The following is a 24,000-nucleotide window of genomic DNA, read 5'->3' as shown; positions in this document are numbered from 1 at the left end:
CACATCTTTAGCGCTACACTGATGGCATCGACCGGATCGCAACGGAGCGCCGGATCGTGGCACTGTGCCGAAACTCCCCCTGCCGCACCGCACCGCAAAGGAGCTGCGATGTCGTCATCCACGACCCCGAAGATCGCCGTGATCGGCAGCGGCCCCGCGGGCTGCTATCTCGCTCAGTCGCTGCTGCGCGCCGTGCCGGGCTGCGAGCTCACCGTGTTCGACCGTCTCGCGTCGCCCTTCGGGCTGGTGCGCTACGGCGTCGCCGCCGACCACCAGCACACCAAGGCCATCACGCGGCAGTTCGACAGGCTCTTCCAGCACGAGGCGGTGCGCTTCGCCGGCGGCATCGAGGTGGGGCGCGACGTCTCCCTCGCGCAGCTGCGCGAACTGTTCGACGCGGTCGTGATCGCGACCGGCCTCACCGCCGACCGCGAGCTCGGCATCCCGGGGGCCGAGCTGCCGGGCGTCATCGGCGCGGGCGCCATCACGCGCGCCCTCAACGCCCACCCCGATGCGGCCGCGCCGCTGCCCGAGCTGGGCTCCGATGTGGTCGTCATCGGCGGCGGCAACGTGGCCCTCGACGTGCTCCGCTTCCTGGTGAAGGATCGCGCCGCGTACGAGGGCAGCGACGTCGCCGACGAGGCGCTCGACGCCTACCTCGCAGCACCCGCCGAGCGCGTCACCCTCGTCAGCCGCTCCGCCGCCCCTGATTCGAAGGGCGACCCGCAGATGCTGAAAGAACTGGCGGCGCTCCCCCGCGCCGTCTACACCTCGCCCGATCCCGTCGAGGGGGGCGCCGGCTCGCAGCTCGATCGAGCTGCGGCGGGGCGCGTTGCGGCGATCCGCGAGATGATCGCGCCGGATCGCCCCCGCGGCGACGGCCCGGAGGTGACGCTGCGCTTCGGGCTGACCCCGCTGCGGGTGCTCGGCGAGCACCGTGCGGAGGGCGTCGAGTTCGCCTCCGGCGACGAGGTGGTCGTGGTGCCCGCAAGCTCTGTGGTCACGGCGATCGGATTCGCGGCGCACCCGGATCACGCCTTCGCAGCCCTCACCGCCGCGGGCGCCGAGACCGGCCGCGTCGAGCCCGGGCTGTATCGCACCGGATGGGCGAAGCGGGGACCGCGCGGTGCGATCCCCGAGAACCGCGCGTGCGCCAAGGCAGTGTCCGACGAGATCGTGGCGGATCTGGCGGACGGCTCGCTGTCGGCGTCGCCGTCTACACTCGGCTTCGACGGGCTCGCCGCGGAGGTGCGGGATCGCGCCATCGGCTACGAGCAGTGGCTCAGGCTCGATGAGCACGAGCGCTCCCTCGCCGCCTCCGACCGGGTCAGACGCAAGCTTCCCGACCACGACCGCATGATCGACATCGCCCGCGGGGCGTAGGCCACCGAACACCGAGCCCCGGGCTCGACCCCCGACCACCGAGCGCAACGCTCCTTCTGAGAGGAAACCAGCTGTGAAGTTCACGGTTCTCTACGGCACCGAATCCGGCAACTCCGAGCTCATCGCCGAGGATCTCGGCGCGAAGCTGCGCGAGACCCACGACGACGTCGAGGTCTTCGACCTGCAGAACTTCGATCCGGCAGAGCTCACCCCTGAGCGCTTCTATCTCGTGGTGTGCTCCACGCACGGCGAGGGAGATCTGCCCAACACGGCGATCCCGTTCGCCGAGGCCTTCGACGCTGCGCTGCCCGATCTCACCGGTGTGCGCTACGCCATGTTCGGGCTCGGCGACACCTTCTACGAGGAGACGTACAGCCAGGGCAGCGAGCACATCGATCGCCGCTTCGCGCAGCAGGGCGCCGAGCGGGTGGGCGACTACGGCCGCCACGACGCCTCCTCCTGGGACATGGGCAGCGATGTTGCGCTCGAGTGGCTGCCCGGCGTGCTCGAAGCTGCCTCCGCCACGGTGTAGCGGACACGGTGTCGCGGGCCCGGTGTCACAGCCCAAGCCTCCGCGGCCTCCGTCTACTGAATCTGCCCTCGCAGATGTTGCACTGTCGGTGAAGAGTGCACCATCTGCGAGGGCATTTCGTGTGCGGTGGCGGCTGCGCGGCCGAACGCGCTCAGGCGGCTCGACGCACGAGCTCGCCGAAGATCCGCGCCCGATCCGCCGCATCCGCATCCGGTTCCTCAGGATGCCACTGCACCCCGAGCACCCAAGCCGCTTCGCGATGCTGCGTCGCCTCCACGATGCCGTCGTGCGCGTGCGCCGTCGCCCGCAGCGCGGGCGCGACCTCCGCGACGGCCTGATGGTGGCCGTTGCGCACGATGACGCGCGAACGCCCCAGAATGCGCTCGATCTCAGAACCCGGCTCGAGGATCACCTCCTCGTCGATGAACAGCGCCTCGCCTGGGCCGCCCTTGTGCATCGGCCAATTGCCGATATCGGGGATCAGCGTGCCGCCGAATGCCACATTGAGCAGCTGCGAGCCGCGGCAGATCGCGAGCGTCGGCAGATCGCGATCCACCGCGTCGCGGATCAACCCGATGCAGTAGTCGTCGGCGCGACGATCCACACCGTACAGATTCGCCGGCGGCGGGCCGCCGTGACCGTAGCAGTCGAGGTCGACGTCTCCGCCGCCGAGGAACACCACCCCGTCAGCACCGCCCAGCACTTCCTCCGCCGACGCCAACCGCTCGCCGGCCGAATCGACGAGCCGCGGCCTGCCGCCCGCGGCGCGCACCGCGTCGAACGCGATCCTCGTGAACTCGTCCTGCAGCCCGTGCGAAAGGGCATCCATTCCCGGGAAGGTGAGTGACACCACCATCGGGATCAGCGGGCCATCCGGATCCTCCTCGCCCACGGCGAGGAAGGGGGTCGGGTCGACGGCGAGGTCGGTCATCGGGGTCCTTTCGGGTGAGAGACGGGAGTCCCGCCGCCCTGCCCCCACCGAAGCCGGGGCGGTGCGACGGGACTCCCGTCGTTTGTTGCGAAGTGAATCGGGATCAGACCGTGGTGCGGATCGGCCCGCTCGCGTCACCGGCGGGCGCGTCGCCCTTGGCGTACGCCTTCGAGGCGAGCATGTAGATCCAGCCGACGGCGATCACGCCGACCGTCGTCATGATGAGCAGGTAGTCCTCGCCCCAGCCGCCACCTGTCGGGCGCGGCCACAGGATGTTGAGCACCGCCGCGATGCCCCAGACCAGCGCGAGCACGTTGACGGGGTAGGCCCAGGCACCGAGCCGGAACTTGCCGGCAGGACGCCATCCCATCAGGCGGGCGCGCAGGGCGGCGAGCACGACCATCTGGAATCCGATGTAGATGCCCACGGTGCCGAAACCGACCATCGCGGTCAGCGCATCCTCGAGCAGCAGCGAGAGCACTACCACTGCGGCCGGGAAGAACGCCGCGGTGAGCAGTGCGTTGTTCGGCACGTGGCGCTTCTCGTTGAAGCTGGCGAGGAAGCGCGAAGCGGGCAGGAACCCGTCGCGCGCCATCGAGTAGACGAGGCGGCTCGCAGCGGCCTGCAGGCTCGTGATGCACGAGATGAAGGCGACGACCACCACGAACATGACGAGCGGGAAGACAGGGCCGAAAGCGTTGTGCAGCGCCTCGCCAATCGGGTCGGCCACATCGCCGCTCGCGACAGCTGCGAAATCGGGCACAGCGAATACGAGCGAGAACACCAGCACATTGGCCGCGAAGCCGCCGATGTAGAGCGTCATGCGCATGGCCTTCGGCACGCGGGCGCTCGGGTTCTTGATCTCCTCGGCCACGTCGCCATTGGCCTCGAAGCCGTAATACGCGAACATGCCGATGAGCGCCGCTGCGGCGAAGGCGCCAAGGTAGCCGCCGGGTGCGTCGTTGCCGATGCCTTGGTTGTCGAAGACCACCGACCAGTCCTGCTGGCGGTGGAACAGCAGCAGGTAAAGGCTGATGCCGACGGCTCCGATCATCTCGGCGATGAGGCCGACCGTGGCGGCGAGGCTCAGCACTCGCGTGCCCGAGAAGTTGAGGATGGTGGCGATCACGAGCGTGCCGAGCGCGACGAGCACGGTGCCGCCGGCGTCGAGACTGCCGCCGAAGATCGAAGCGACGAACGGCGCGGCGCCGTACGCCACCGCCGCGAGGGTACCGACGAGGGCGACGACGTAGATCCAGCCGTTCATCCAGGCCCACTTGCGACCCCAGAGGCGACGCGACCACGGATAGACGCCACCGGCGACGGGATAGTTCGAGACGACCTCGCCGAAGACGAGCGCCACGAGGAACTGGCCCACGAGCGCGATGACGAGCGCCCACGCCATGGGCGGCCCGGCCTGGCCGAGCGAGATCGCGAACATCGAGTAGACGCCGGCGATCGGCGACAGGTAGGTGAAGCCGAGCGAGACGTTGCCCCAGAAGGTCATGTCTCGTTTGAAGGTGGTGTCGTAGGAATAGCCGAGGGACGCGAGATGGGCCGCGTCCTCGTCGTGCTCCACGACGGGTGTGTTGTCTGACATGGTCGCAAGTACTCCCTTGTACGTCTGCCTGTGATGACGCACCCGCCGTCACGACGGGATCGCCATATACAAACTACATCTAGATGTTTTTCAAAGGCAAGCGCTGAAGGGTAACGGAATCAATACCGCAACACATCGGAAACAAATTCATGCACAGATGCATGAATTCTCCGAGCAGATGCCGCGGAGACGACGAAGGCCGGGGTCTCACGACCCCGGCCTTCGCGCGCAAACAGGTCAGAGCATCACGTAGAACTTCTCGAGCGTCTCGGTGATCTCCCACGTGCCCTTCCAGCCGGTGGGGAACGACGCCACGTCGCCCGGACCGAGCTCGACCGGCTCGCCGCCCTGCTCGGTCACGACCATGCGCCCGCGCAGCACGTGGATCACCTCGCCCATATCGGCGAAGTCCCACTCCGAGACGCCCGGCTCGCAACGCCAGAAACCGGTGTGTACGCCCTTCTCGGAATCCGAGGTGAACTCCTCGAGCCAGGTCTGCGTGGGGCCCGTCGTCGAGGTGCCCAGCGGGGCGCCCAGCGGACCGGCATCGGCGATGCGCTCGAATACCTCGGTCACGGCCACGTGTTGCGTCATTGCAATCTCCATCGTTGGATGTTCGTCGAAGCGGCGGGCAGCTGCGCCGCCGCTTAAACCTTAGCGCGTTAGATGTTTTATACGGAAGGGCGACGTCGGCGCTGTACCAGCACGAACCCCGCACCGAGGACGACGGCGGCACCAGCTGCAGCGAGACCCCAGACCGGATCCGCCGCGCCAGTGCGACTCAGGCTTCTCGCCTCGCGATCACCCGGGGACGGATCGTCCCCCGTCGGAAGCGTCGGACTCGGCGCCGTGGGCTGCGGCACGGGCGTCGGGTTCGGCGTCGGGTTCGGCGTCGGCTTGGTACCCGGATTCGGGGGCGCCGCCGGGGCAGGAGCGTTCATGGTGATCACCCGCACCGCCGGCGCGGTGCCCGGGCTGAAGAGCGCCGTAGCTCCCGCAGCGAATCGCACCTGATCGCCGGTCGCATCTGCGGTGAGGTCGGCGAAGGATCGGGCGAGATGCTGGCCCGCCTCCGCGCCGAGAACGAGGTTCGCGCCGACCGCATCGGCCGCCCCGACGAGCCCTGAGACTTCGAAGACGCCCGTGGGCGACAGCGGGATCCGCCCGCCGACGAGATAGCGCGAGTCGAGCGCGAGCACATAGCCCGCCCCGGGCTGTGCCGGGTCGATCGAGCCGTCCATGCCGCCCGCGAGCAGCATCGACCAGCCGGCCATGCGCACCGCGCCGACCGCATGCCCGAAGTGGTCGTCCCCGGCCACGCCGTTGAGCCACCAGCCGCGCTGCACCGACGAGTCATCCGCCGCGTGCACGGCGAAGCCGGTCGTCGCGAGCGGATCGGTCGCGACGTTCGCGCCATCGGCCCCGCCGCGCACAACAACCGCACTGCCCGAACGCGGCGAGTCCGACTCTCCGCCGATCAGGAGGTCGCCGAGACCGTCACCGTCGATGTCCCCCAGGCCGACGACCGAGGTGCCGAGCAGGTCGTAGCCGCGAGCGGGGCCGTCGATGCGGAAACCCGGAACGGGGCCCGTGCCGAGCGTCACATCGGCGCCGAGATCGGTGAGCACCCAGACCGCGCCGGTGTAGGGGCTGGCCGCGGCGGGACCCGTGTACGAGGCGCTGCCCACGGCGAGATCGTCGCGGCCGTCGCCGTTCACATCGCCGACGCCCGCCATGGAGACGATGTCGATGCCCGCCCCCGCAATGCGCGTGCCCGGCATCGTCGCGATCGCAGTGTCGGGGGCCACGAGCTGCTCCGCGTCGACGATCACCACGGCCCCGCCGATCTGATTCACCGCGACCTCGTCGCGGCCGTCGCCGTCGATATCGCCGACGCCGCCCGAGAGCTTGTGCACGCGCGTGCCGAGATCCGCGACCAGATCGATGGGACCGAGCGTCGCGAAATCGGCATCGCCGTAGACGATGTAGGCGGCCGAGCCCTGCGCGACGAGCACCAGATCGTCGAAGGTGTCGCCGTTCACATCGCCCGCGCAGCGCACGTCGACTCCCCCGTTGTACCAGCCGAGATCGGAGGGATCCATGATCGTCACGGGGTTCGCCGCGGCGAGCTCTCCGCTCGCGACGCCGTCACCGGCCCCCATCAGCACGTAGGCCCCCTCGTCGTTCGTGGCGCCGCCGCTCATCATCGTCATGTACATGCCGACCGCCAGGTCGAGCCTGCCATCGCCGTCAAGATCGCACTTCGTCTGCGTGGCGGTGGCCCCGAGCGCGGAGCCGGGAACGCCGGTGAGCGCGGCGTCGTCAGTGACGGTGGCGGCGAACGCCGGCGAGGCGACGAGGAGCGCGCTCGACACGGCGAGCGCGGCGGCGGCGCCGAGGGCCGCCGATCGAGGAGGGAGGAGCTTCAAGACAGGCCTTTCTGCGGTGCGGCGAGGGGCGCCGCGAGACGACAAACGAGATTAGCTTAGCCTAACTTTACTTTCATCCGATGATCTATCGATGCGGCTAGCTGTGACCTTGTGGCGGCGCCGCGGGCTGGGGACTCGGGCCGCGATACGCGCCCGTCGCTCCCCGCACAATCGGGGTCACTTTTTGCCGAGTCGCAGCACGACACGCGATCAAAAGTGACCTCGATCTCGGAAAGGAGGCGGCTTCGGAAGAAGGCACGGCGTCGAAAGCGAAACGGCGTCGAAAGCGAAACGACTCGGATGAGAGACAACCCCGGCAAGCGATCGATAGGCCTGCGCGCAGCTCGAAGAAGATCGAGACGGGTGCGGCGCACGCCCCGGTAGACTGATATGTCAGCGGCCTGCTTGCCTGCTTTGAGGTGGCGCCGCGAGATTCAAGGAGCAACTGAATGACTACTTGGCGCATGCCCATCGAGGGACACGAGCAGGAGCGGCTCTGGCTCGCGTGGCCGACCACCGGCTACACGCTCGGCGAGACCGAGGCCGAGGCCCACGAGGCGCGCACCACCTGGGCCGCCGTCGCGAACACCGCCAGCGAGTTCGAACCCGTCACCGTGGTGGTGAACCCGGGCGACGAGGAGATCGCCGCGAAGTACCTCTCGGCGCAGGTCGACCGCATCACCGCCCCCCTCAACGACGCGTGGATGCGCGACATCGGGCCGAGCTTCGTCATCGGCGACGACGGCCGGCTCGGCGCCGTGAACTACGTGTTCAACGGCTGGGGCGGCCAGGACTGGGCGCAGTGGGACAAGGATCAGCACATCGGCCGCATCGTGGCGGAGGCCGCCGGCGCCGAGCTGGTGAACTCGGAGATGACCAACGAGGGCGGCGGCATCCAGGTTGACGGCACCGGCCGCGTGGTCCTCACCGAGACCGTGCAGCTCGATCCGGGCCGCAACCCGGGCTGGACCAAGGAGCAGGTCGAAGCCGAGCTCAACCGCACCATCGGCACGACGAGCGCCCTGTGGCTGCCCCGCGGCCTCACCCGCGACCACGACACCTTCGGCACCCGCGGGCACTCCGACATCCTCGCGGCCTTCGCGACGCCCGACGTGCTGCTCATGCACCGCCAGGACGCCGAATCGCACCCCGACCACGTCATCGCGAAGACCAACCGCGCCGTGGCCGAGCGCTATCTCGCGGACGCCTCGGCCGGTTTCGAGATCATCGACCTGCCCGCCCCCGAGGCGCTGCGCGACGACGAGGGCTTCGTCGACTACAGCTACATCAACCACGTCGTGCTCAACGGCGCGGTGATCGCCTGCGCCTTCGGCGATCCCGCCGATGACCGCGCGCTCGCAACGCTGCGCGAGGTCTACCCGGGTCGCACGGTGGTCGGCATCGACGCCCGTCCGCTCTTCGCGCGCGGTGGCGGCATCCACTGCATCACGCAGCAGCAGCCCAAGGTCGCCTGACCGGCCCTCACCCGTCGCAACGCCCCGGCTGCCGGAATACTCTGGCCGCCGGGGCGTTGCCCTGTTCATACCTATCTCTCCCCCGGAGGCCGCACCCCGTCGTGACCACCATCCTGCGCATTCTGCGGTTCACCCGCACCCTCACGCCCTACTACCTCGCCATCATGGCCGCCGCCGCCGTGGTCACCGGGGCGGGCATCGCCGTGCCCTTCATCACGGGCGCGGCGACGGACGTGGTGGTGGATGCCGTCGGCTCGGTGTCGAACGGCTCGGGGATCCCCGACGGTGCGATCCGCTCCGTCATGCTGCTCGCGCTCGCGCTGTTGGCTGCGAGCCTCGTCGAGACGGTCGTGAGCAACCTCGGCGGCTACTGGGGCGACGTGATGAGCGAGCGCATGCGCACGATCCTCTCCACCCGCTACTTCGAGCAGCTGCTCACCCTGCCGCAGCGCTACTACGACAACGAGCTGACCGGCACGATCGTCGCCAGGCTGAACCGCTCGATCACCGAGATCACGGGCTTCATGAAGACGTTCTCGAACATGTTCGTGACGATGCTCATGACGACCGTCGCGGTGCTCGCCATCAGCGCGTGGCACTACTGGCCGCTCGCGCTCCTCCTGCTGCTCGCCTACCCCGCCTACCTCTGGCTCACAGCGATGACCAGCCGCAAGTGGCAGCGCATCGAGCGCGAGAAGAACGAGCACGTCGACGAGGCGTCGGGGCGCTTCGCCGAGGTCGTCGGGCAGATCCGCGTCGTGAAATCGTTCGCGCGCGAACGCGGCGAACTCGACCGCTTCTCCCGCCACTTCGGCGAGACCGTGCGCCTCGCCTCCGAGCAGTCGCGCTACTGGCACACCATGGACGCCGTGCGGCGCGGCGTGCTCAACCTGATCTTCTTCGCGCTCTACGCCATGATCTTCGTGCGCACCGTCATGGGCCACTTCACGCCCGGCGAGATGGTGATGCTGATCCAGCTCATGGCCATGGCCCGGCAGCCCGTGCAGAACCTCAGCTGGGTGGTCGACACCGCGCAGCGGGCCGCCGCCGGATCGCGCTCGTACTTCGAGGTCATGGATCTCGACCCCGCCGTCGTGGGCGGCCCCGGGTCGCTGCCGCGGTCGGCAGAGCCCGCGTCGGGCGAGGGAGCGGATCGGAGCGCCCCGGGCGCGGCCGTGTCGTTCAAGCGCGTGAGCTTCGGGTACGACGAACGCACCGAGGTGCTCGGCGACGTGACCTTCGAGGTGCGGCCGGGCGAGCGCATCGCGTTCGTCGGCGAATCGGGCGGCGGCAAGACCACGCTCGTCAACCTGCTGCTGGGCCTCTACCGGATGCGCTCGGGCAGTATCGAGGTGGCCGGAGCCGGGACGGATCTCGCCTCGCTGCGGAGCAGCATCGGCGTGGTGTTCCAGGATCCGTCGCTCTTCTCCGGCACGGTCGCCGAGAACATCGCGTACGGCCGCCCGGGGGCGACACGCGACGAGATCGAGGCTGTGGCGCGGCGCGCCGCGGTCGACGGCTTCGTCTCGAAGCTGCCCGACGGCTACGACACCGTGATCGGCGAGCGCGGCATGAAGCTCTCGGGCGGTCAGAAGCAGCGGATCGCGGTGGCGCGGGCCATGCTGAAGGACGCGCCGATCCTCGTTCTCGACGAGGCCACCTCGGCGCTCGACACGAGATCGGAGCGCCTCGTGCAGGCCGGCCTCGACGATCTCATGCGCCAGCGCACCAGCCTGATCATCGCGCACCGGCTCTCCACCATCGCCGAGGTGGACCGCATCGTCACGCTGCGCGATGGGCGCATCGACGAGATCGGCACGCCCGCGGAGCTCGCCGAATCGGGCGGTATCTACGCCGAGCTGCTCGCGCTGCAGCACTCGGCTTCGAGGGCGGACCGCAAGCGGCTCAAGCGCTTCGATGTGATCGGATAGCGCGGCGCGAGCACCGCGCTGGGCACCCACGGCACTACGGCAGCCTCGCACGGCCGACACCCCCGCAACTGTGCAGACCGGCGGCCCGCAGCTCGCGCGCGCGTGGCACAATCTCCCCATGACCAACGAAGCGCTCTCCCCCGAACTCGAGGCCGTCGTCGCCGCAGCCGCCGCGGCCGCACCGGCCTTCGCCGCCACGGCTCCCACCGACCGCGCCCGAGCGATCGTCGCGGTCGCCGACGCACTCGAAGCCGCGAAGGAGCGCCTCGTCGGGATCGCGATGCGCGAGACCGGGCTCACCGAGGCCCGCCTGAACGGCGAGGTGGTGCGCACGGCCGTGCAGCTGCGACTGTTCGCCGACACCCTCGTCGACGGCGGATACCTCGACGCCCGCATCGACCCCGCCGACGCCGACTTCGCACTCGGCGTGCGGCCCGATGTCCGTCGCACGCTGCTCCCGCTCGGCCCGGTCATCAACTTCTCGGCCTCGAACTTCCCCTTCGCGTTCTCGGTGCTGGGCGGCGACTCCGCGTCGATCCTCGCCGCGGGCTGCCCCCTCATCGTGAAGGCGCACTCCGGCCACCCCGAGCTCTCCGACGCGACCGCCGAGGTCGCGCGCGAGGCGCTGGCCGCGGCCGGCATGCCCGAGGGCGTCTTCCACCTCATCCACGGCCGAGAGGCCGGCGTCGCAGTGCTGAAGGATCCGCGGGTGAAGGCCGGCGCCTTCACCGGCTCGATCGGCGTGGGCCGCCTGCTCGCCGACATCGCCGCCTCCCGCCCCGCCCCGATCCCGTTCTACGGTGAACTCGGCAGCGTGAACCCGGTGTTCGTCACGGCAGACGCCATCGCCGAGCGCGCTGAGGAGATCGCCCAGGGCTTCCTCACCAGCGTCTCGGGTTCTGCGGGCCAGCTCTGCACCAAGCCCGGCTTCGTGTTCGTGCCCGCGGGCTCGGCGCTCCCCGCGGCGATCACCGCAGCGGCCGGCGACTTCCTCGCGGAGCACCGCCTGCTCGACCCGCGCATCGCCCGCAGCTTCGAGGAGCGCCGCAGCGCGATCCTCGCCTCCCCCGGCGTGGGCGCCGTGGTACCCGGCGGGATCCGCTTCGACGAGGCGGGGCAGGGCTGGGCCACGCCCACGGTCGTCACCGTGTCGCTCGACGACTTCCGCCGCGGCAAGGAGGCGCTCGTCGAGGAGGCCTTCGGCCCGCTCGCGATCCTGGTCGAAACCCCCGAGGGCACCGACCTCGCGGCCCTCATGCCCGAGTTCTACGAGGGCAACCTCACCGGCACGCTGCACCTGAGCGAGGCCGAGGCGACGGGTGAGACCGCGAACGCCGAGGAGCTCCGCGCGCTCGTCGCCGCGCTGAGCCGCCAGGTCGGTCGCGTGCTCTTCAACGGCTGGTCGACCGGCGTGGCCGTCACCCCCGCGCAGCAGCACGGCGGCCCGTGGCCCGCCACCTCCAACGACACGAGCACCTCGGTGGGCACCGCGGCGATCACCCGCTTCCTGCGGCCCGTCGCGTTCCAGAACGCGCCCGCCGCGTTCCTGCCCGAGGCCCTGCGCGACGACAACCCGCTCGGCGTGCCCCAGGCGATCTCCCCCGCGGGCGAGTCGAAGCAGTGGGGCGCCCGCTGGCGCTGAGGCGGGCGCTGGCGCTGAGGCACCCGTGAGGCTGAGGCACCCGTGAGGCTGAGGCTCTGAGGGGCTTCGAGGCTGAGACCGCCCGGGCCCTCAGGCCCAGACCTTCAGCACCCCCCAGCCAGCCAGACCTCACCGAAAGGCGGAAAACGCACGCTCACCGCGAGGACGGCGTGCGTTTTCCGCCTTTCGGCTCACATACGCACTGATTCACAGGCACACAGGCTCAGGGGGCACAGGCTCAGGGGCGCAGGGCCCACGAGCGCCAGGGCCGCCGGGTTCTGGGCGTTTCCATAGGCGTCGCCCGTACGGTGGCAGCATGAACCGATCTCTGCGCGTGCTGGCGCTCTCCGCGACCGCGTTCACCGGGCTGCTCGCGCTCAGTGCCTGCGCCTCGGCGGAAGAACCGTCGGTGATCGGCGCGTGGGGCGCCCCGGAGACCCGCGGCGAGCCCTCGATCGTGTTCGAGCCCGACGGCAGTTACACCGGCAACGACGGCTGCAACGGCATCGGCGGCCGCTGGCGCAACGACACCGGCGCCGACGACACCGTCGACCTCGGCACCATGCACTCGACGCGGATGTTCTGCGAGGGCGTCGACACCTGGCTGAGCCTCGCCCGCTCCGCCGAACTATCCGGCGACACGCTCACTCTGCTCGACGAGGACGGCGGCGAGATCGGCACGCTGCAGCGCGCCGACGACTGACCCGGGCGGATCGCGATCCGCCTCCCGAGCACCCGCGATCCGCCGCCGCACGCCGCCGAGCCCCGGCACCCCAGCGCCCGGCCCCCCGAACACCACCCCGCCACGCAGATCGGCCCGGCCCCATCCGAAGACGGGGCCGGGCCGATCACGGCGCGAGTCGCGGCGACGCGCTCAGTGCCAGAGCACCGCCAGGACCACGTTCACGAGCGACAGGCCCGCCACCGCACCGATGACGCTGCCGGGCACGCTGTCCCGCTTGCGGTTCACGAGAATGACGACGACGAGCGCGATGAGCACCACCGTCTTCATCCCGATCTTCATGTTGTTCGGCTGGCCGCCCATCATGTAGATCGACGCGACGAGCAGCAGACCGGTCGCGAACAGCAGCGAGGCGCCGTGCAGGATGCCGGGGGTGATGCGCGCGCGGCCGGCCTTCACGGCGGGCAGCTGCGCGAGCGCGCCGCCGAACACCGCACCGAAGCCGACGAGGTGCATTACGACGAGGATGCCTTTGACGATTTCCATGTGTTCTCCAATGACTGGGGTGCTTCGGGTACCGCGTGCGCCGTCAGAGCCCGGCGCGTGGCTTGAGTCCTAGTGGAAGAAGTGGCGCTCGCCCGTGAAATACATGGTCACGCCGGCGGCCTGGGCCGCCTCGATGACCTCGGGATCGCGCACCGAGCCGCCGGGCTGCACGACGGCGCGCACTCCGGCGTCGATGAGCACCTGCAGGCCGTCGGCGAAGGGGAAGAAGGCGTCGGACGCGGCGACCGCGCCGCGCGCACGCTCGCCAGCGCGCTCCACCGCGAGGCGGCAGGAGTCGACACGATTGACCTGGCCCATGCCCACGCCCACCGATGCGCCGTCCTGCGCGAGCAGAATCGCGTTCGATTTCACGGCACGGCAGGCGCGCCACGCGAACTCGAGCTCGGCGAGGGTGGCGGCGTCGGCGGGCTCGCCGGTCGCGAGCTGCCACTCGGCGGCCGGTGCGAAGCTGCGGTCGGCGTCCTGCAGCAGGAAGCCGCCGGAGACCTGGCGCAGCTCGACCGGGTTGGGGGTGAAGTCGGCGGGCAGCACGAGCAGCCGCACGTTCTTCTTCTGGGTGAGGATCGCGAGCGCCTCCGGCTCGAAGCCGGGCGCCACGATCACCTCGGTGAAGATGCCCGAGACCGTCTCGGCCATCTTCGCGGTGACGACGCGGTTGGCGGCGATCACACCGCCGAACGCGGAGACCGGATCGCAGGCGTGCGCCAGCTCGTGCGCGGCGGCGATCGGGTCTGCGGCGCCCTCGGGGGCGACCGCGATGCCGCAGGGGTTGGCGTGCTTGATGATCGCGACTGCGGGGCGGTCGTGGTCGAAGGCGGCGCGCAGTGCAGCGTCGGCGTCGACGTAGTTGTTGTACGACATCTCCTTGCCGTGCAGCTGCGTGGCCTGGGCGATGCCGGCGCCCTCGTTCTCGGTGAAGAGGGCGGCGCGCTGGTGGCTGTTCTCGCCGTAGCGCAGCACCGCCTCGCGCAGACCGAAGACCTCGTAGCCGACGTAGCCCTCGGTGGTCTCGAAGATGCTGTCGATCGAGCCGTCCTCGACGGGGGCCTCGTCGGCGGGGGCGTCACCCCATTCGACGTCCTCCTGATCGAGGAACCAGTTCGCGACCGCGGCATCGTACTGCGCGGTGTGCACGAAGGCCTCGGTCGCGAGCGAGCGGCGCTGCGCGAGCGTGGTGCCGCCGGCGCGCACCGCCTCGATGACCTCGTCGTAGCGGCCGGGCGAGACCACGATGGCCGCGTTGGCGTGGTTCTTCGCGGTGGCGCGCACCATGGCGGGGCCCCCGATGTCGACGTTCTCGATGACGTCGGCGGCGGGCTTGCCCGAGGCGACGGTCTGCTCGAAGGGGTAGAGGTTCACCACGACGAGCTCGAAGGGGGCGAAGCCGAGCTGCTGGAGCTGCGCACGATGGTCGGCGAGGCGCAGGTCGGCGAGCAGGCCGGAGTGCACGGCGGGATGCAGGGTCTTCACGCGGCCGTCGAGGGCCTCCGCGAAGCCGGTCACCTCGGAGACGTCGGTAACCGGGTGGCCGGCGTCGCGGATGGTGGCGGCGGTGGAGCCTGTCGAGACGATTTCGACGCCGGCCGCGGCGAGCGCGGCGGCGAGGTCGAGCAGGCGGGTCTTGTCGCTCACGGAGATGAGGGCGCGCGTGACCGGCACCACGTCGCGGTGCTCGTAGAGGCTGGGGTCGTGGCTCTGGACTGCCATGCGGGGTTCCTTCGGGTCTGGGGGTGGGGCTGGGGCGGATCCGGGATCCTGGGGCGGATCCGCCGTCGATCCGGGGCTGCCGCTGTGATCGGGTGTCACTCCGATTCGGGCATGTCCTCGGCAGGGCTCATATCGTTGGCGGCTGGGGCTGGTCGGAGTGGTGTGGGCCTGGGGCTGACGGCTCAGGCGTGGGCCTGAGCGGGCAGCTCGAGCTCGCCGAGCGCGATGTCGCGCACGGTCTGCACGAGCAGCGGGCGTTCGAGCTGCTTGATGCGCTCGTGCAGCTCTGCCTCGCTCTCGCCGTCGCGGATGTCGACGCGGGCCTGGCGCAGCACGGGGCCGGTGTCGACGCCCTCGTCGATGACGTGCACGGTGACGCCGGTCTCGGTCGCACCGGCGGCGAGCGCGTCGCGCACGGCGTGGGCGCCGGGGTAGAGCGGCAGCAGCGCCGGGTGGGTGTTGATGAGGTGCGGGGAGAACTCGCGCACGAAGCCTGCGGGCAGGATGCGCATGAGGCCGGCGCTGACGACGAGGCCGGGCTCGGGGCCGGTGCCGACGCCGTGCTCCTGGATCGCCGCGGCCAGCATCTGCCCCCACTCCTCACGCGAGGCGTAGTCTCGGGGGCGCACCACGAAGGCGGGCACGCCGGCGGCTTCGGCGTGGGCGAGGCCGGGGGCGTCGGTGTCGGAGCCGACGCACACGATCTTCGCGGGGAACCCGGGATCCGCCGCCGCTTCGAGCAGCGCCTGCAGGTTGCTGCCGCCGCCGGAGATCAGAACCGCGAGTTTGAGCACGCAGACCAGTCTACCCGGCGCTGCGCTGCTGAGCGGCCAGGGGCGCTCGTCCCGCACCCTCGTCGTGCGCCTATCCCGTATTTCGGATCTCTCCTGTTTTTCGGATGGATCCCCCAGGTCTCCATCCGAAAAACAGGAGAGATCCGAGACAACGGACAAGGAGAGGGAGAGCCGCGGCCCGAGCGTCAGGAGAGCCGCGTCTCGTCGGCCAAGCGCCACGGCTCGTGCACGGCGTAGAGCGCGTCCTCCTGAGCGGCCCAGCGATCCCAGTGGGGCGCGTAGCTCTCACCGTCGCGGGCGAGGGCTCGGGATCGGCGCACCCCGTCTGGGCAGTCGAGCCAGAGGCTGCGCACCACCGCGCGCTCCCCCACCGCCCGCACGGCCCAGCGCCGCGCCGCAGCGAGGTTGCGAACCGTGATCGCACCGCAGCCCTCGATCACGAGCGGCGCGCGGAGGTCGATGCGGTGCTCCTCCGCGAAGGCGCCGGCGTACCAGTCGTACCGGCGGTAGCGCCCCTCGTCGAGCACCTCGGAGAGAGCGCCGGATCCCGCAGCGAGCCCGTCCCAGCCCGGGTAGAGGTCCTCGACGCGCAGCAGCTGCGGCTCGGCGCCCGCCCCGCGCAGCTCGCGCACGATCCGCGCGGCGAGCGAGGTCTTGCCGGATCCCGAACGCCCGTCGATGAGCAGCACGTCGAAGCCTTCCCCCATCAGAACAGCTCCCCCTGCCGGCGCCCGCCCCAGCGGCCGTCGACCCGCAGCCGCTCTGCGATGAGCATGATGGCCGCCGTCAGGGTGCCGAGCACCACCGCCGCGGCGAGGCCCGCGCCGTAGCTGCCGGGCGCCTGATGCCCGATCAGCTCGCCCACCGCGACCGGCAGGGTCTGCGCACCAGGACGCACGAGGAACGACGTCGCCCCGAACTCCCCGAGCGACGCGGCGAAGGAGAACCCGAGCGCGAGACCCGCGCTGCGGCCGAGCAGCGGCAGGTCGATCGTGCCGAGCACCGTCATCGGGGCGGCGCCGAGGGTCGCCGCGGCGAAGCGGATCCGCTCATCGATGCCGCGCAGCACCGGCAGCAGGATGCGCACCACGAGCGGCAGCGCCACGAGCGCCTGCGCGACCGGGATCAGCACCGTCGAGGTGCGCAGATCGAAGCCGATGCCGAGGGGCCGGTGCATCGTGATGAGCAGGCCGAAGCCGAGGGTGACCGCCGAAACCCCGAGCGGCAGCATCACGAGCCCGTCGAAGAGGCCCTGGGCCCGCCGCAGGCCGGGCGCGCGCGGCTTGCGCGACAGCACCAGCGCGATGAGCATTCCCAGCACCAGCGCGATCGCGGCGGCGACGGCCGCGATGCGGATCGAGAGCCACGCGGCGTGCGCGACCGGGGCGTCGAGCGGCAGCGCGGCGGGCGGCTGCACCAGCGCCGCGTAGTGGGCGAGCGTCCAGCCGCCGTCGCGGTCGCGCAGCGATCGGAGCACGAGGGTGAGCAGCGGTACGGCGTGCAGCAGCAGCGCGGTGAGCGAGAAGACCAGGATCGCGGGCAGGTCGGCGAGGCCCGGCCGCTGCTCGCGGGGGGCGTCCTCGCGCAGCTCCACGGCCCGCTCGCCCGCCCGCCGCAGCCGCGCCGACACCACGAGCGTCGCACCCACGATCACGAACTGGGCGAGCGACAGCACGGCCGCCCCCCGCAGGTCGAGGAACTGCACCGTGAGGCGGTAGATCTCGGTCTCGACGTTCGAGAACTCGCGCCCGCCGAGGATCAGCACGATGCCGAACGAGGTCGAGCAGAAGAGGAACACGAGGGCCGCTGCCGACGCGAGGGCAGGTGCGAGAGCCGGCAGCGTGACGGTGCACCAGGCGCGGATCCGCCCCGCCCCCATCACCCTCGCCGCCATCGCGGAGCTGTCGTCGAGCCGCGCCCAGAAACTGCCGACGGTGCGGGCTACGACCGCGACGTTGGGGAACACGAGGGCGAGCACCAGCACCGTGAGCGTGCGGTCGAGACCCAGCCATTCGAGCGGCCCCGCCGGCCCGAACAGCGCTGAGAAGGCGACGCCCACCACCACCGTCGGCAGCACGAAGGGCACGGTCATGAGCCCGTGCAGCAGCGTGCGCCCCGGGAAGTCGAGCTTGTAGAGCACGTAGGCGGCGGGGACGCCGAGCACGACCGCGAGCGCCGCGGCGAGACCGGCCTGCAGCAGGGTCTGTCCGATGACCCGCCAGGTGCGAGCCGCCCCGAACACCTCCGGCACGGCCCCGAGATTGAGGCGGCCGTCGTCGGTGAAGCCCGTGGCCACGAGCGAGAGCACCGGCCACAGGAAGAAGACGATCAGGAAGGCGAGCGGCAGGGCCGTCGCGAGGGTCCACCCCGCGACGGCCCACGCGCTCGTGCGCGCGGCGGTCCTGCTCCGCCGCGCCACGTCAGAGCCCGATCGTGTCGCCCAGGGTCTGCAGCCAGCCCTCGCGGCCCCGCTCGATCGCGCTGGGCGCGAGGTCGTGGGTCTGGCCCTCGGCGGGCTCGGGCGCGAACTTCGCCCACGCCTCGGGCATCTCCACCGACGCGTCGACCGGGCTCATGTACATGGCGTCCGGGATCGTCTGCTGGAACTCGTGCGACACGAGGTAGTCGACGACGGCCTGCGCGCCCGCCTCGTTCGCGGCGCCCTGCAGCACGCCGGCGTACTCGACCTGGCGGGTGCAGGTGTCGAGCAGCGCCCGCGTGCTGCTGGCGGTCAGTTCGTCGTCGACGGTGAACGCCGGCGACGAGGCGTAGGAGACGACGATCGGCTTCGTGCCGCCCTCGCCGCCCTGGGTGAACTGGCCGTAGTAGGCGTCGCTCCAGCCCTGCTCGATGCGGGCGCCGTTGTCGGTGAGACGCTTCCAGTAGTCGGCGAAACCGTCCTCGCCGAACTTCGCCACGGTGCCCACGAGGAAGGAGGCCCCGGTCGAGGATGCGGTCGGGTCGAGCAACGCGGTGAGCGAGGCGTACTCCGGCTTCGCGAGATCCTCGTAGGTGGCGGGCTCGGCCAGCCCCTGCTCTGCGAACCAGGCGGGGTCGATGTTGACGCAGGTGGCGCCGTGGTCGACGGGGGTGAGGGAGAACGGGGCGCCGTCGGAGCCTTCGCCGTCGATCGTGAAGCCGAGGCCGCTGTCGGGGAACCCGGCCGGGCGGTAGGGCTCGACCACGTCGCGCTCGATGAGCCGCGAGGCAAAGATGTTGTCGACGCCGAAGAAGGCGTCGGCGATGGGCGCGCCCGCGGTGAGCACGAGCTTGTTGGTGAGTTCGCCGCCGTCGCCGGCCGAGATCACCTCGACGTCGTACCCGGTCGCAGCGCTCGCGGCCTCCGCGAACTCGTCGTTCGGGAACGAGTCGTGCACGACGAGCGTGACTTTCTCGCTCTCGGCCGGGGTGCCGGGGGCGGACCCCGCGCAGCCGGTGAGCGCGAGACCGCAGACCGCGGCGAGCGCGACGAACGGGACCGCGGAACGGCGGGCGGGGGCGTGCGTGGGGCGTGCAGGCATCATTGAAGGCTTCCTTCCTCCGCTGGAATGAACCAGATCAGGTTGAACGGTCGGAGCACGCGTGCTCCCTCTCAGCCCCTCGCGTCGGGACTCCCGTGGATTGCCCGTTCAGCCTAACAGGTCGCGCCGGGCTGCTCGGCCTCGGTGCTTGCGGCCGCCTCAGCGCTTGCGACGGCCCCAGGGTCGGCGGGGCGGATCGGGCTCACCGTCCTGCGACTCCCGCTCATCCCAGGAGTACGCGCGCAGCAGCGCCTCGGTGTCGTGCGCGGTGTCGTCGGGCGCGGGGGCGTCGCTCCGGCCGCCCTCGGCTGGGGCGTCCGCGGGCGCGACACTCGTGTCCGCGGAGCCGTCGGGCGCGGCGGTGTCGAGGTCGGCGGCGGTGTCGAGGTCGGCGGCGTCCAGCGCGGCGGTGTCGAGGTCGGCGGTGTCGAGCGCGGCGGTTTCCTGGGCATCGGCGTCTTGGGCACCGTCGAGATCGGCTGCAGCATCTACGGCGGGTTCGACGGTGCCGGCGTCCCGCGACATCCACCGCCGCAGCGCCGCCCCGGCCCCGCGCGGGTGCTCCGCGTCGGCCTTCCCGCGAGCTTCCGCCGCCCTCGCCTCCGAGAGGTCGACGGTCTCGCCGTCGACCGGATCCGCCGCATCCTGCGGGATGGACCCCAGGATCTCATCGTCGGACTCGCTCAAGAGCGGCAGCGCCCCGGACCGCGACTCCCCCGTTGCGGGACGCGCTCCGCGCACTCGCCCGTTCACCGCACGCACCGCGTCGGGCAGCGAGATCCGCACCCCAGCCAGATCGATCCGTGCCGCGACGACGCCGACGAGCAGGCCTCCGCCCAGCTCTGCCGCCGCAAGACCTCCCGTCAGCCACGGCTCGGCGCCGACGGTGTCGAGCCGGCCGGGTCCGAGCGACCCGGCGGCGAGCGCGCAGAGCGCCGCCACCGCGAGCCCCGCGAGCGCCGCTGCGACGACGGGCGTGACGAGCGCCGCGAGCCACGTCGAGCGCCGCTGCCGGGCGCTGCGGGCGAAGAGCACGCCCACCACCACGCCGACGAGCACGATCGCGGCGGGAGCGAGCGCGCCGAGCGCTCCCCACCCCTGGGGGATCACCCCGAAGATCGGCAGTGCGGGCAGCGGACCGAGCAGCGCCTCGAACGGGGTCGCCAAGCTGCCGGCCCCCACCGCGAAGCCCGCCCCGGTCAGCCACGCCGTGCTCCAGACGATCGCGACCGGCAGCAGCGCGAGCTGCACCAGGAACACGAGCACCGAACCGAGAGGATCGAGGTGCAGGCCCTGCGTCAGCGCGATCACGTGCGGGTAGCCCACGACCACGGCGACTGCAAAGACGAACGACGCGAGCCCCAGCACGGAGACCAGCACGGCCGTGGCGAGGCGCACCGCTTCGGCCGCACGCACCGGCAGCACCGCCGCCGCGTGCGAGGCGCCCAGCCGCTCCACCGCGCGCTGCACCGCACGCGTGCACGCACGCCACCAGCCGTGGTCGTCACGAGCGGCGCGCACCACGAACGCCGCAGCCGAGACGGCCCCGTAGCTCAGCGCCGGCACCAGCACCGCCAGCCACAGCGGCCACACCGCGAGCGGAGCGGCGAAGGTCGCCGCCCCGAAGGCCACGGCCCCGAAGCCCAGCAGACCCCCCAGCGCCCCCGCAGCGCCCGTGCCGCCGCGCGCGCCGAAGCGCCACCCCGCCCGCGCCGCGAGCAGCACGGTGACGAGGGTGAGCCCGAGCGGGGCGAGCGAGAGCGCGAACCCGAGCGGTTCCGGGGAGAGCCCGAGACTCAACGCAGCCTGGGCATCGATCTCGAGCCGCATCGGCACCCAGTGCGCCAGCAACCAGACACCCGAGATCCCGGCGACCACCGCGCCGGGCTCCGCCGCGAGTCCGAACACCACCATCCAGAGCAGCAGCGCCGGCACCGCGACCACCGCGAGCCCGGCGAAGGCGACGGCCGCCGCCTCGATCGCGGCGACCACGGCGGTGACTATGGCTCTCATCGCCAGCAGCTTACTCCGCATCTCAGCGGCAGCGCCGCTTCACTCGGCGCGAGGCGCGTCGCGGATGAGCGCGAGAATGTCGTCGCTCAGCCCGCGGAACTCGGGGCTGCGCTCCGACGCGAGCGTGCGCGGGCGCGGGATCGGCACATCGACGATGCGCTGCACGCGCCCCGGGCGCGGACTCATAACGACCACACGATCGCTCGTGACCACCGCCTCGTCGATGTCGTGGGTGACGAGCAGCACCGTCAGGCGGTGCTGCTCCCAGACCTCGAGCAGCAGTTCCTGCATCGTGCGACGCGTCAGCGCGTCGAGCGCACCGAACGGCTCGTCCATGAGCAGCATGTCCGGCCCGTAGCTCAGCGAGCGGGCCAGCGCCACCCGCTGCTGCATACCGCCGGAGAGCTGGGCCGGGAACGAGCGCTCGAAACCGTCGAGCCCCACCAGCCGCAAGAACTCGCGAGCCCGATCCGCACGGTCTCCGCGAGACAGCCCGGGCTCGCCGCGCAGCGCGAACTCGACGTTCTGCTGCACCGTCAACCACGGCATGAGCGTCGCCTGCTGGAACACCACGCCGCGGTCCCGGCCCGGCCCCGCGACCTCGCGGCCGCTCACCTCGATGGTGCCCGCGCTGGGCTCGTCGAGACCCGCGACCAGCGAGAGCAGCGTCGACTTGCCGCAGCCCGAGGCCCCCACGATCGACACGAACTCGTTCTCCGCCACTTCCAGGTCGACGCCCTCGAGCGCGGTCACCGCGCGATCCCCGCGACCGAACCGTTTCACGAGCCCCGCGACCCTGAGCTTCGGCTCACCCGGACCCTGGGCCGAAGCCGCCGCCCCGGCCGACGCCGCCCGATCCTGACCGCTCATGCGCGACCCTCCTGATACGCGAACATGCGGCGCCCCGCGGCGCGCATCGCCTGATCGAGCACGAGACCCAGCAGCCCCAGCACGAACACGTAGCCGATGATGAGATCCGTCTGGAAGAAGCGCTGCGCCACCGTGATGCGGAACCCCATACCGCTCGACGCCGCCACGAGCTCGGCCACCACCAGCCAGGTCCAAGCCCAGCCGAGGGTGATCCGCAGCGCATCCCAGATGCGCGGCATCGCCGACGGCACGACGATGCGAGTGAGGAGCTGCAGCCAGCTCAAACCCAGTGTCTCCCCCAGGCTCACCAGCGTGCGCGGCGTGCGCCGCACCGCATCGGCCACCATCAGCACCTGCTGGAAGAACGTGCCCATCCAGATGATGAGAAACTTCTGCCCCTCATCGATCCCGACCCACACGATCGTGAGCGGCACGAACGCCACCACCGGCATGTAGCGGATGAAGTCCATGAGAGGTTCGAGCGCGGCCTCGACCCGCGGTCTCACCCCCATCAGCGTGCCGATCGGCACCGCCATCACCGTGGCGAGCACGAAGCCCACCAGGATGCGGAACGCGCTCACCCCGATATCGGCCCACAGCTCCCCGTTCGCGGCCTGCTCCGCGAGCGCGCCCAGCACCTCGCCCGGGCCGGGCAGGAACATCGGATCGACCAGCCCGAGCGAGGTGACCACCGCCCAGATCGCGACGAGCAGCACGAAAGTGCCGACCGCCGTCGCGAGATAGGCGGGGCGGCCCAGCGGGCGGCCGATGCGTGCTCGGCGGCGCACCTGGCGGCGCGGGGCCGGAGCCGGAGCAGTGCGGGTCATGCGGTGCGCGACTACTCGCCGAGGAACTCGGTGCGGATCGCGCCGGCAGCGTCGACATCGCCCGAGATCAGGCCGATCCGCTGCGCCACCTCGATGAGCGCCGGCAGCGTCTCGGCGGTGTAGGCGCCGTTCAGCAGCTCGCGGTTCTCGGCGAGCGTGTAGAAGTGCACGCCGTCGAACGCGGTCTCGAGGTCGGCGACATCGGAGCCGACGCCGGCCGCGATCACCGCACGCGCCTCATCGGTGTGCTCGCCGTAGAACGCGACCGCGTCATCCCACGCGGCCAGTACCTCGGTCACCTCATCGGGGCGCTCTTCGAGCACGTCGTTGCGCACCACCAGCACGTCGGTGATGAGCCCCGGGAACTCGCCGGCGGTGGCGACGGCCTCGACGCCCTTGCCAGCGCTGAGCGCCTCGCTGATGTAGGGCTCGTAGGTGACACCGGCGTCGATGCTGCCCGACATGAGCGTGGGCGCCACCTTGTCGGCCGACAGCTCGACCGTCTCGATGTCGTCGAACGACATGCCGGCGCCCTCCAGCGCCTCGGCGAGCAGAATCTCGCTCGTCGCGCCGCGCTCGAAGCCCACCTTCTTGCCTGCGAGATCCTCGACCGAGCCGACGCCCTCGCCCGCGATGATCGCGTCGGCGTCGGTCGCCGAGTCGAGCAGCAGCACGATCGAGACGTCGACGCCCTGCTCGATGAACTGCAGTGCCGCCTGGGCCCCCACGTTCGCCATGTCGAGGCGGCCCGCGGCAAGCGCGGCGTTCACATCCGCGTCTGCGTTGAAGCTCGACAGCTCGACCTCGACGCCGCGATCCGCGAAGAACCCCTGATCCTCGGCCACGTACCACTGGCCGTAGCCGAGCCACGGCTGCGTGCCCATACGAATGGTGTCGCCGGCGGCGCCCTGACCGGCGGAACCGGCGCCGCTCGCGCAGCCGGTGAGCCCGAGCGCGAGGGCGGCCGCGGCTGCGGCAGTGACGGAAAGCGAACGAAGCAGACGACTGGTCACAGGGGGTCCTTTCGGGGGCTGCCGCACGGCAGGAGACCGCGGATCGGCTGACGAGATGCCGGAACAGCGCGGGCGCGCGGATC

General features: G+C 71.1%; 20 protein-coding genes and 1 riboswitch. Of the genes, 6 read left to right on the top strand and 14 right to left on the bottom strand.

The features are described from left to right. Window positions 1-108: 108 nt before the first annotated feature. Both H629_RS0108545 and H629_RS0108540 read left to right on the top strand, forming a co-directional pair. A complete protein-coding gene (locus tag H629_RS0108545) occupies window positions 109-1,383 on the top strand; it encodes an FAD-dependent oxidoreductase (RefSeq protein WP_024356858.1) in 1,275 nt (424 codons plus the stop codon). A gap of 73 nt (window positions 1,384-1,456) precedes the next feature. Beyond that, the gene (locus H629_RS0108540; protein WP_024356857.1) at window positions 1,457-1,915 is read left to right on the top strand and encodes a flavodoxin domain-containing protein; all 459 of its coding nucleotides are present in this window, start codon (window positions 1,457-1,459) and stop codon (window positions 1,913-1,915) included. 151 nt (window positions 1,916-2,066) lie between these two features. On the opposite strand, the gene H629_RS0108535 is transcribed toward H629_RS0108540, so the two are convergent. The 4 genes from H629_RS0108535 to H629_RS0108520 form a co-directional block, all read right to left on the bottom strand. After that, on the bottom strand, window positions 2,067-2,846 hold the full coding sequence (locus H629_RS0108535; protein WP_029746766.1) for a gamma-glutamyl-gamma-aminobutyrate hydrolase family protein: 780 nt from the start codon (window positions 2,844-2,846) through the stop codon (window positions 2,067-2,069). Window positions 2,847-2,949: 103 nt separating this feature from the next. After that, window positions 2,950-4,446, bottom strand: coding sequence for an APC family permease (locus tag H629_RS0108530; protein WP_024356856.1), 1,497 nt, complete (start codon window positions 4,444-4,446; stop codon window positions 2,950-2,952). A gap of 237 nt (window positions 4,447-4,683) precedes the next feature. Continuing rightward, a complete protein-coding gene (locus H629_RS14815) occupies window positions 4,684-5,040 on the bottom strand; it encodes a cupin domain-containing protein (protein WP_024356855.1) in 357 nt (118 codons plus the stop codon). A gap of 77 nt (window positions 5,041-5,117) precedes the next feature. Next, window positions 5,118-6,875, bottom strand: a complete 1,758-nt coding sequence (locus H629_RS0108520) for an FG-GAP repeat protein (RefSeq protein WP_024356854.1) — start codon at window positions 6,873-6,875, stop codon at window positions 5,118-5,120. Between the two features lie 449 nt (window positions 6,876-7,324). Between H629_RS0108520 and H629_RS0108515 the strand changes: the two genes are divergently transcribed. The 4 genes from H629_RS0108515 to H629_RS0108500 all read left to right on the top strand — a co-directional run bounded on the left by H629_RS0108515 (window position 7,325) and on the right by H629_RS0108500 (window position 12,626). Further along, the gene (locus tag H629_RS0108515; RefSeq protein ID WP_024356853.1) at window positions 7,325-8,350 is read left to right on the top strand and encodes an agmatine deiminase family protein; all 1,026 of its coding nucleotides are present in this window, start codon (window positions 7,325-7,327) and stop codon (window positions 8,348-8,350) included. Window positions 8,351-8,451: 101 nt separating this feature from the next. Further along, entirely contained in the window at window positions 8,452-10,281 is a 1,830-nt protein-coding gene (locus H629_RS0108510) for an ABC transporter ATP-binding protein (protein ID WP_024356852.1), read from the top strand. A gap of 118 nt (window positions 10,282-10,399) precedes the next feature. Next, the gene (locus H629_RS0108505; RefSeq protein WP_024356851.1) at window positions 10,400-11,923 is read left to right on the top strand and encodes an aldehyde dehydrogenase (NADP(+)); all 1,524 of its coding nucleotides are present in this window, start codon (window positions 10,400-10,402) and stop codon (window positions 11,921-11,923) included. 316 nt (window positions 11,924-12,239) lie between these two features. Beyond that, a complete protein-coding gene (locus H629_RS0108500; protein ID WP_024356850.1) occupies window positions 12,240-12,626 on the top strand; it encodes an META domain-containing protein in 387 nt (128 codons plus the stop codon). A 171-nt stretch (window positions 12,627-12,797) separates the two neighbouring features. On the opposite strand, the gene H629_RS0108495 is transcribed toward H629_RS0108500, so the two are convergent. The 10 genes from H629_RS0108495 to H629_RS0108450 all read right to left on the bottom strand — a co-directional run bounded on the left by H629_RS0108495 (window position 12,798) and on the right by H629_RS0108450 (window position 23,917). Further along, window positions 12,798-13,151 (bottom strand): hypothetical protein, encoded by a 354-nt coding sequence (locus tag H629_RS0108495; RefSeq protein WP_024356849.1) that lies wholly within the window; start codon window positions 13,149-13,151, stop codon window positions 12,798-12,800. 69 nt (window positions 13,152-13,220) lie between these two features. Then, window positions 13,221-14,879, bottom strand: coding sequence for a bifunctional phosphoribosylaminoimidazolecarboxamide formyltransferase/IMP cyclohydrolase (purH, locus tag H629_RS0108490; RefSeq protein ID WP_024356848.1), 1,659 nt, complete (start codon window positions 14,877-14,879; stop codon window positions 13,221-13,223). Window positions 14,880-15,061: 182 nt separating this feature from the next. Then, window positions 15,062-15,673: a phosphoribosylglycinamide formyltransferase gene (gene purN / locus H629_RS0108485; protein WP_024356847.1), complete on the bottom strand. Its 612-nt coding sequence runs from the start codon at window positions 15,671-15,673 to the stop codon at window positions 15,062-15,064. A 185-nt stretch (window positions 15,674-15,858) separates the two neighbouring features. Then, complete coding sequence (locus H629_RS0108480) at window positions 15,859-16,380, bottom strand: nucleoside/nucleotide kinase family protein (RefSeq protein ID WP_024356846.1); 522 nt, start codon at window positions 16,378-16,380, stop codon at window positions 15,859-15,861. After that, window positions 16,380-18,092: an ABC transporter permease gene (locus H629_RS0108475; protein ID WP_029746764.1), complete on the bottom strand. Its 1,713-nt coding sequence runs from the start codon at window positions 18,090-18,092 to the stop codon at window positions 16,380-16,382. The genes H629_RS0108480 and H629_RS0108475 overlap by 1 nt, the downstream gene beginning before the upstream one ends. Before the next feature lies 1 nt (window position 18,093). After that, window positions 18,094-19,197, bottom strand: coding sequence for a thiamine ABC transporter substrate-binding protein (locus tag H629_RS0108470; RefSeq protein ID WP_024356844.1), 1,104 nt, complete (start codon window positions 19,195-19,197; stop codon window positions 18,094-18,096). Further along, a riboswitch (TPP riboswitch) is annotated at window positions 19,192-19,301 on the bottom strand. (Overlaps the previous gene by 6 nt.) Window positions 19,302-19,353: 52 nt before the next feature. Continuing rightward, window positions 19,354-21,207, bottom strand: a complete 1,854-nt coding sequence (locus tag H629_RS14560; RefSeq protein WP_152485684.1) for a cell division protein PerM — start codon at window positions 21,205-21,207, stop codon at window positions 19,354-19,356. A gap of 39 nt (window positions 21,208-21,246) precedes the next feature. Next, window positions 21,247-22,077 carry an ABC transporter ATP-binding protein gene (locus H629_RS0108460; RefSeq protein WP_024356842.1) on the bottom strand — a complete coding sequence of 277 codons (831 nt, stop codon included), beginning with the start codon at window positions 22,075-22,077 and terminating at the stop codon, window positions 21,247-21,249. Further along, window positions 22,074-22,904, bottom strand: a complete 831-nt coding sequence (locus H629_RS14145) for an ABC transporter permease (RefSeq protein ID WP_024356841.1) — start codon at window positions 22,902-22,904, stop codon at window positions 22,074-22,076. The genes H629_RS0108460 and H629_RS14145 overlap by 4 nt, the downstream gene beginning before the upstream one ends. An 11-nt stretch (window positions 22,905-22,915) precedes the next feature. Then, window positions 22,916-23,917 carry an aliphatic sulfonate ABC transporter substrate-binding protein gene (locus H629_RS0108450; protein WP_084705376.1) on the bottom strand — a complete coding sequence of 334 codons (1,002 nt, stop codon included), beginning with the start codon at window positions 23,915-23,917 and terminating at the stop codon, window positions 22,916-22,918. Window positions 23,918-24,000 lie beyond the last annotated feature (83 nt).

It is taken from the genome of Leucobacter chironomi DSM 19883, assembly GCF_000421845.1.
Lineage (GTDB): Bacteria > Actinomycetota > Actinomycetes > Actinomycetales > Microbacteriaceae > Leucobacter > Leucobacter chironomi.
This window is presented reverse-complemented; position numbering and strand designations above follow the sequence as displayed.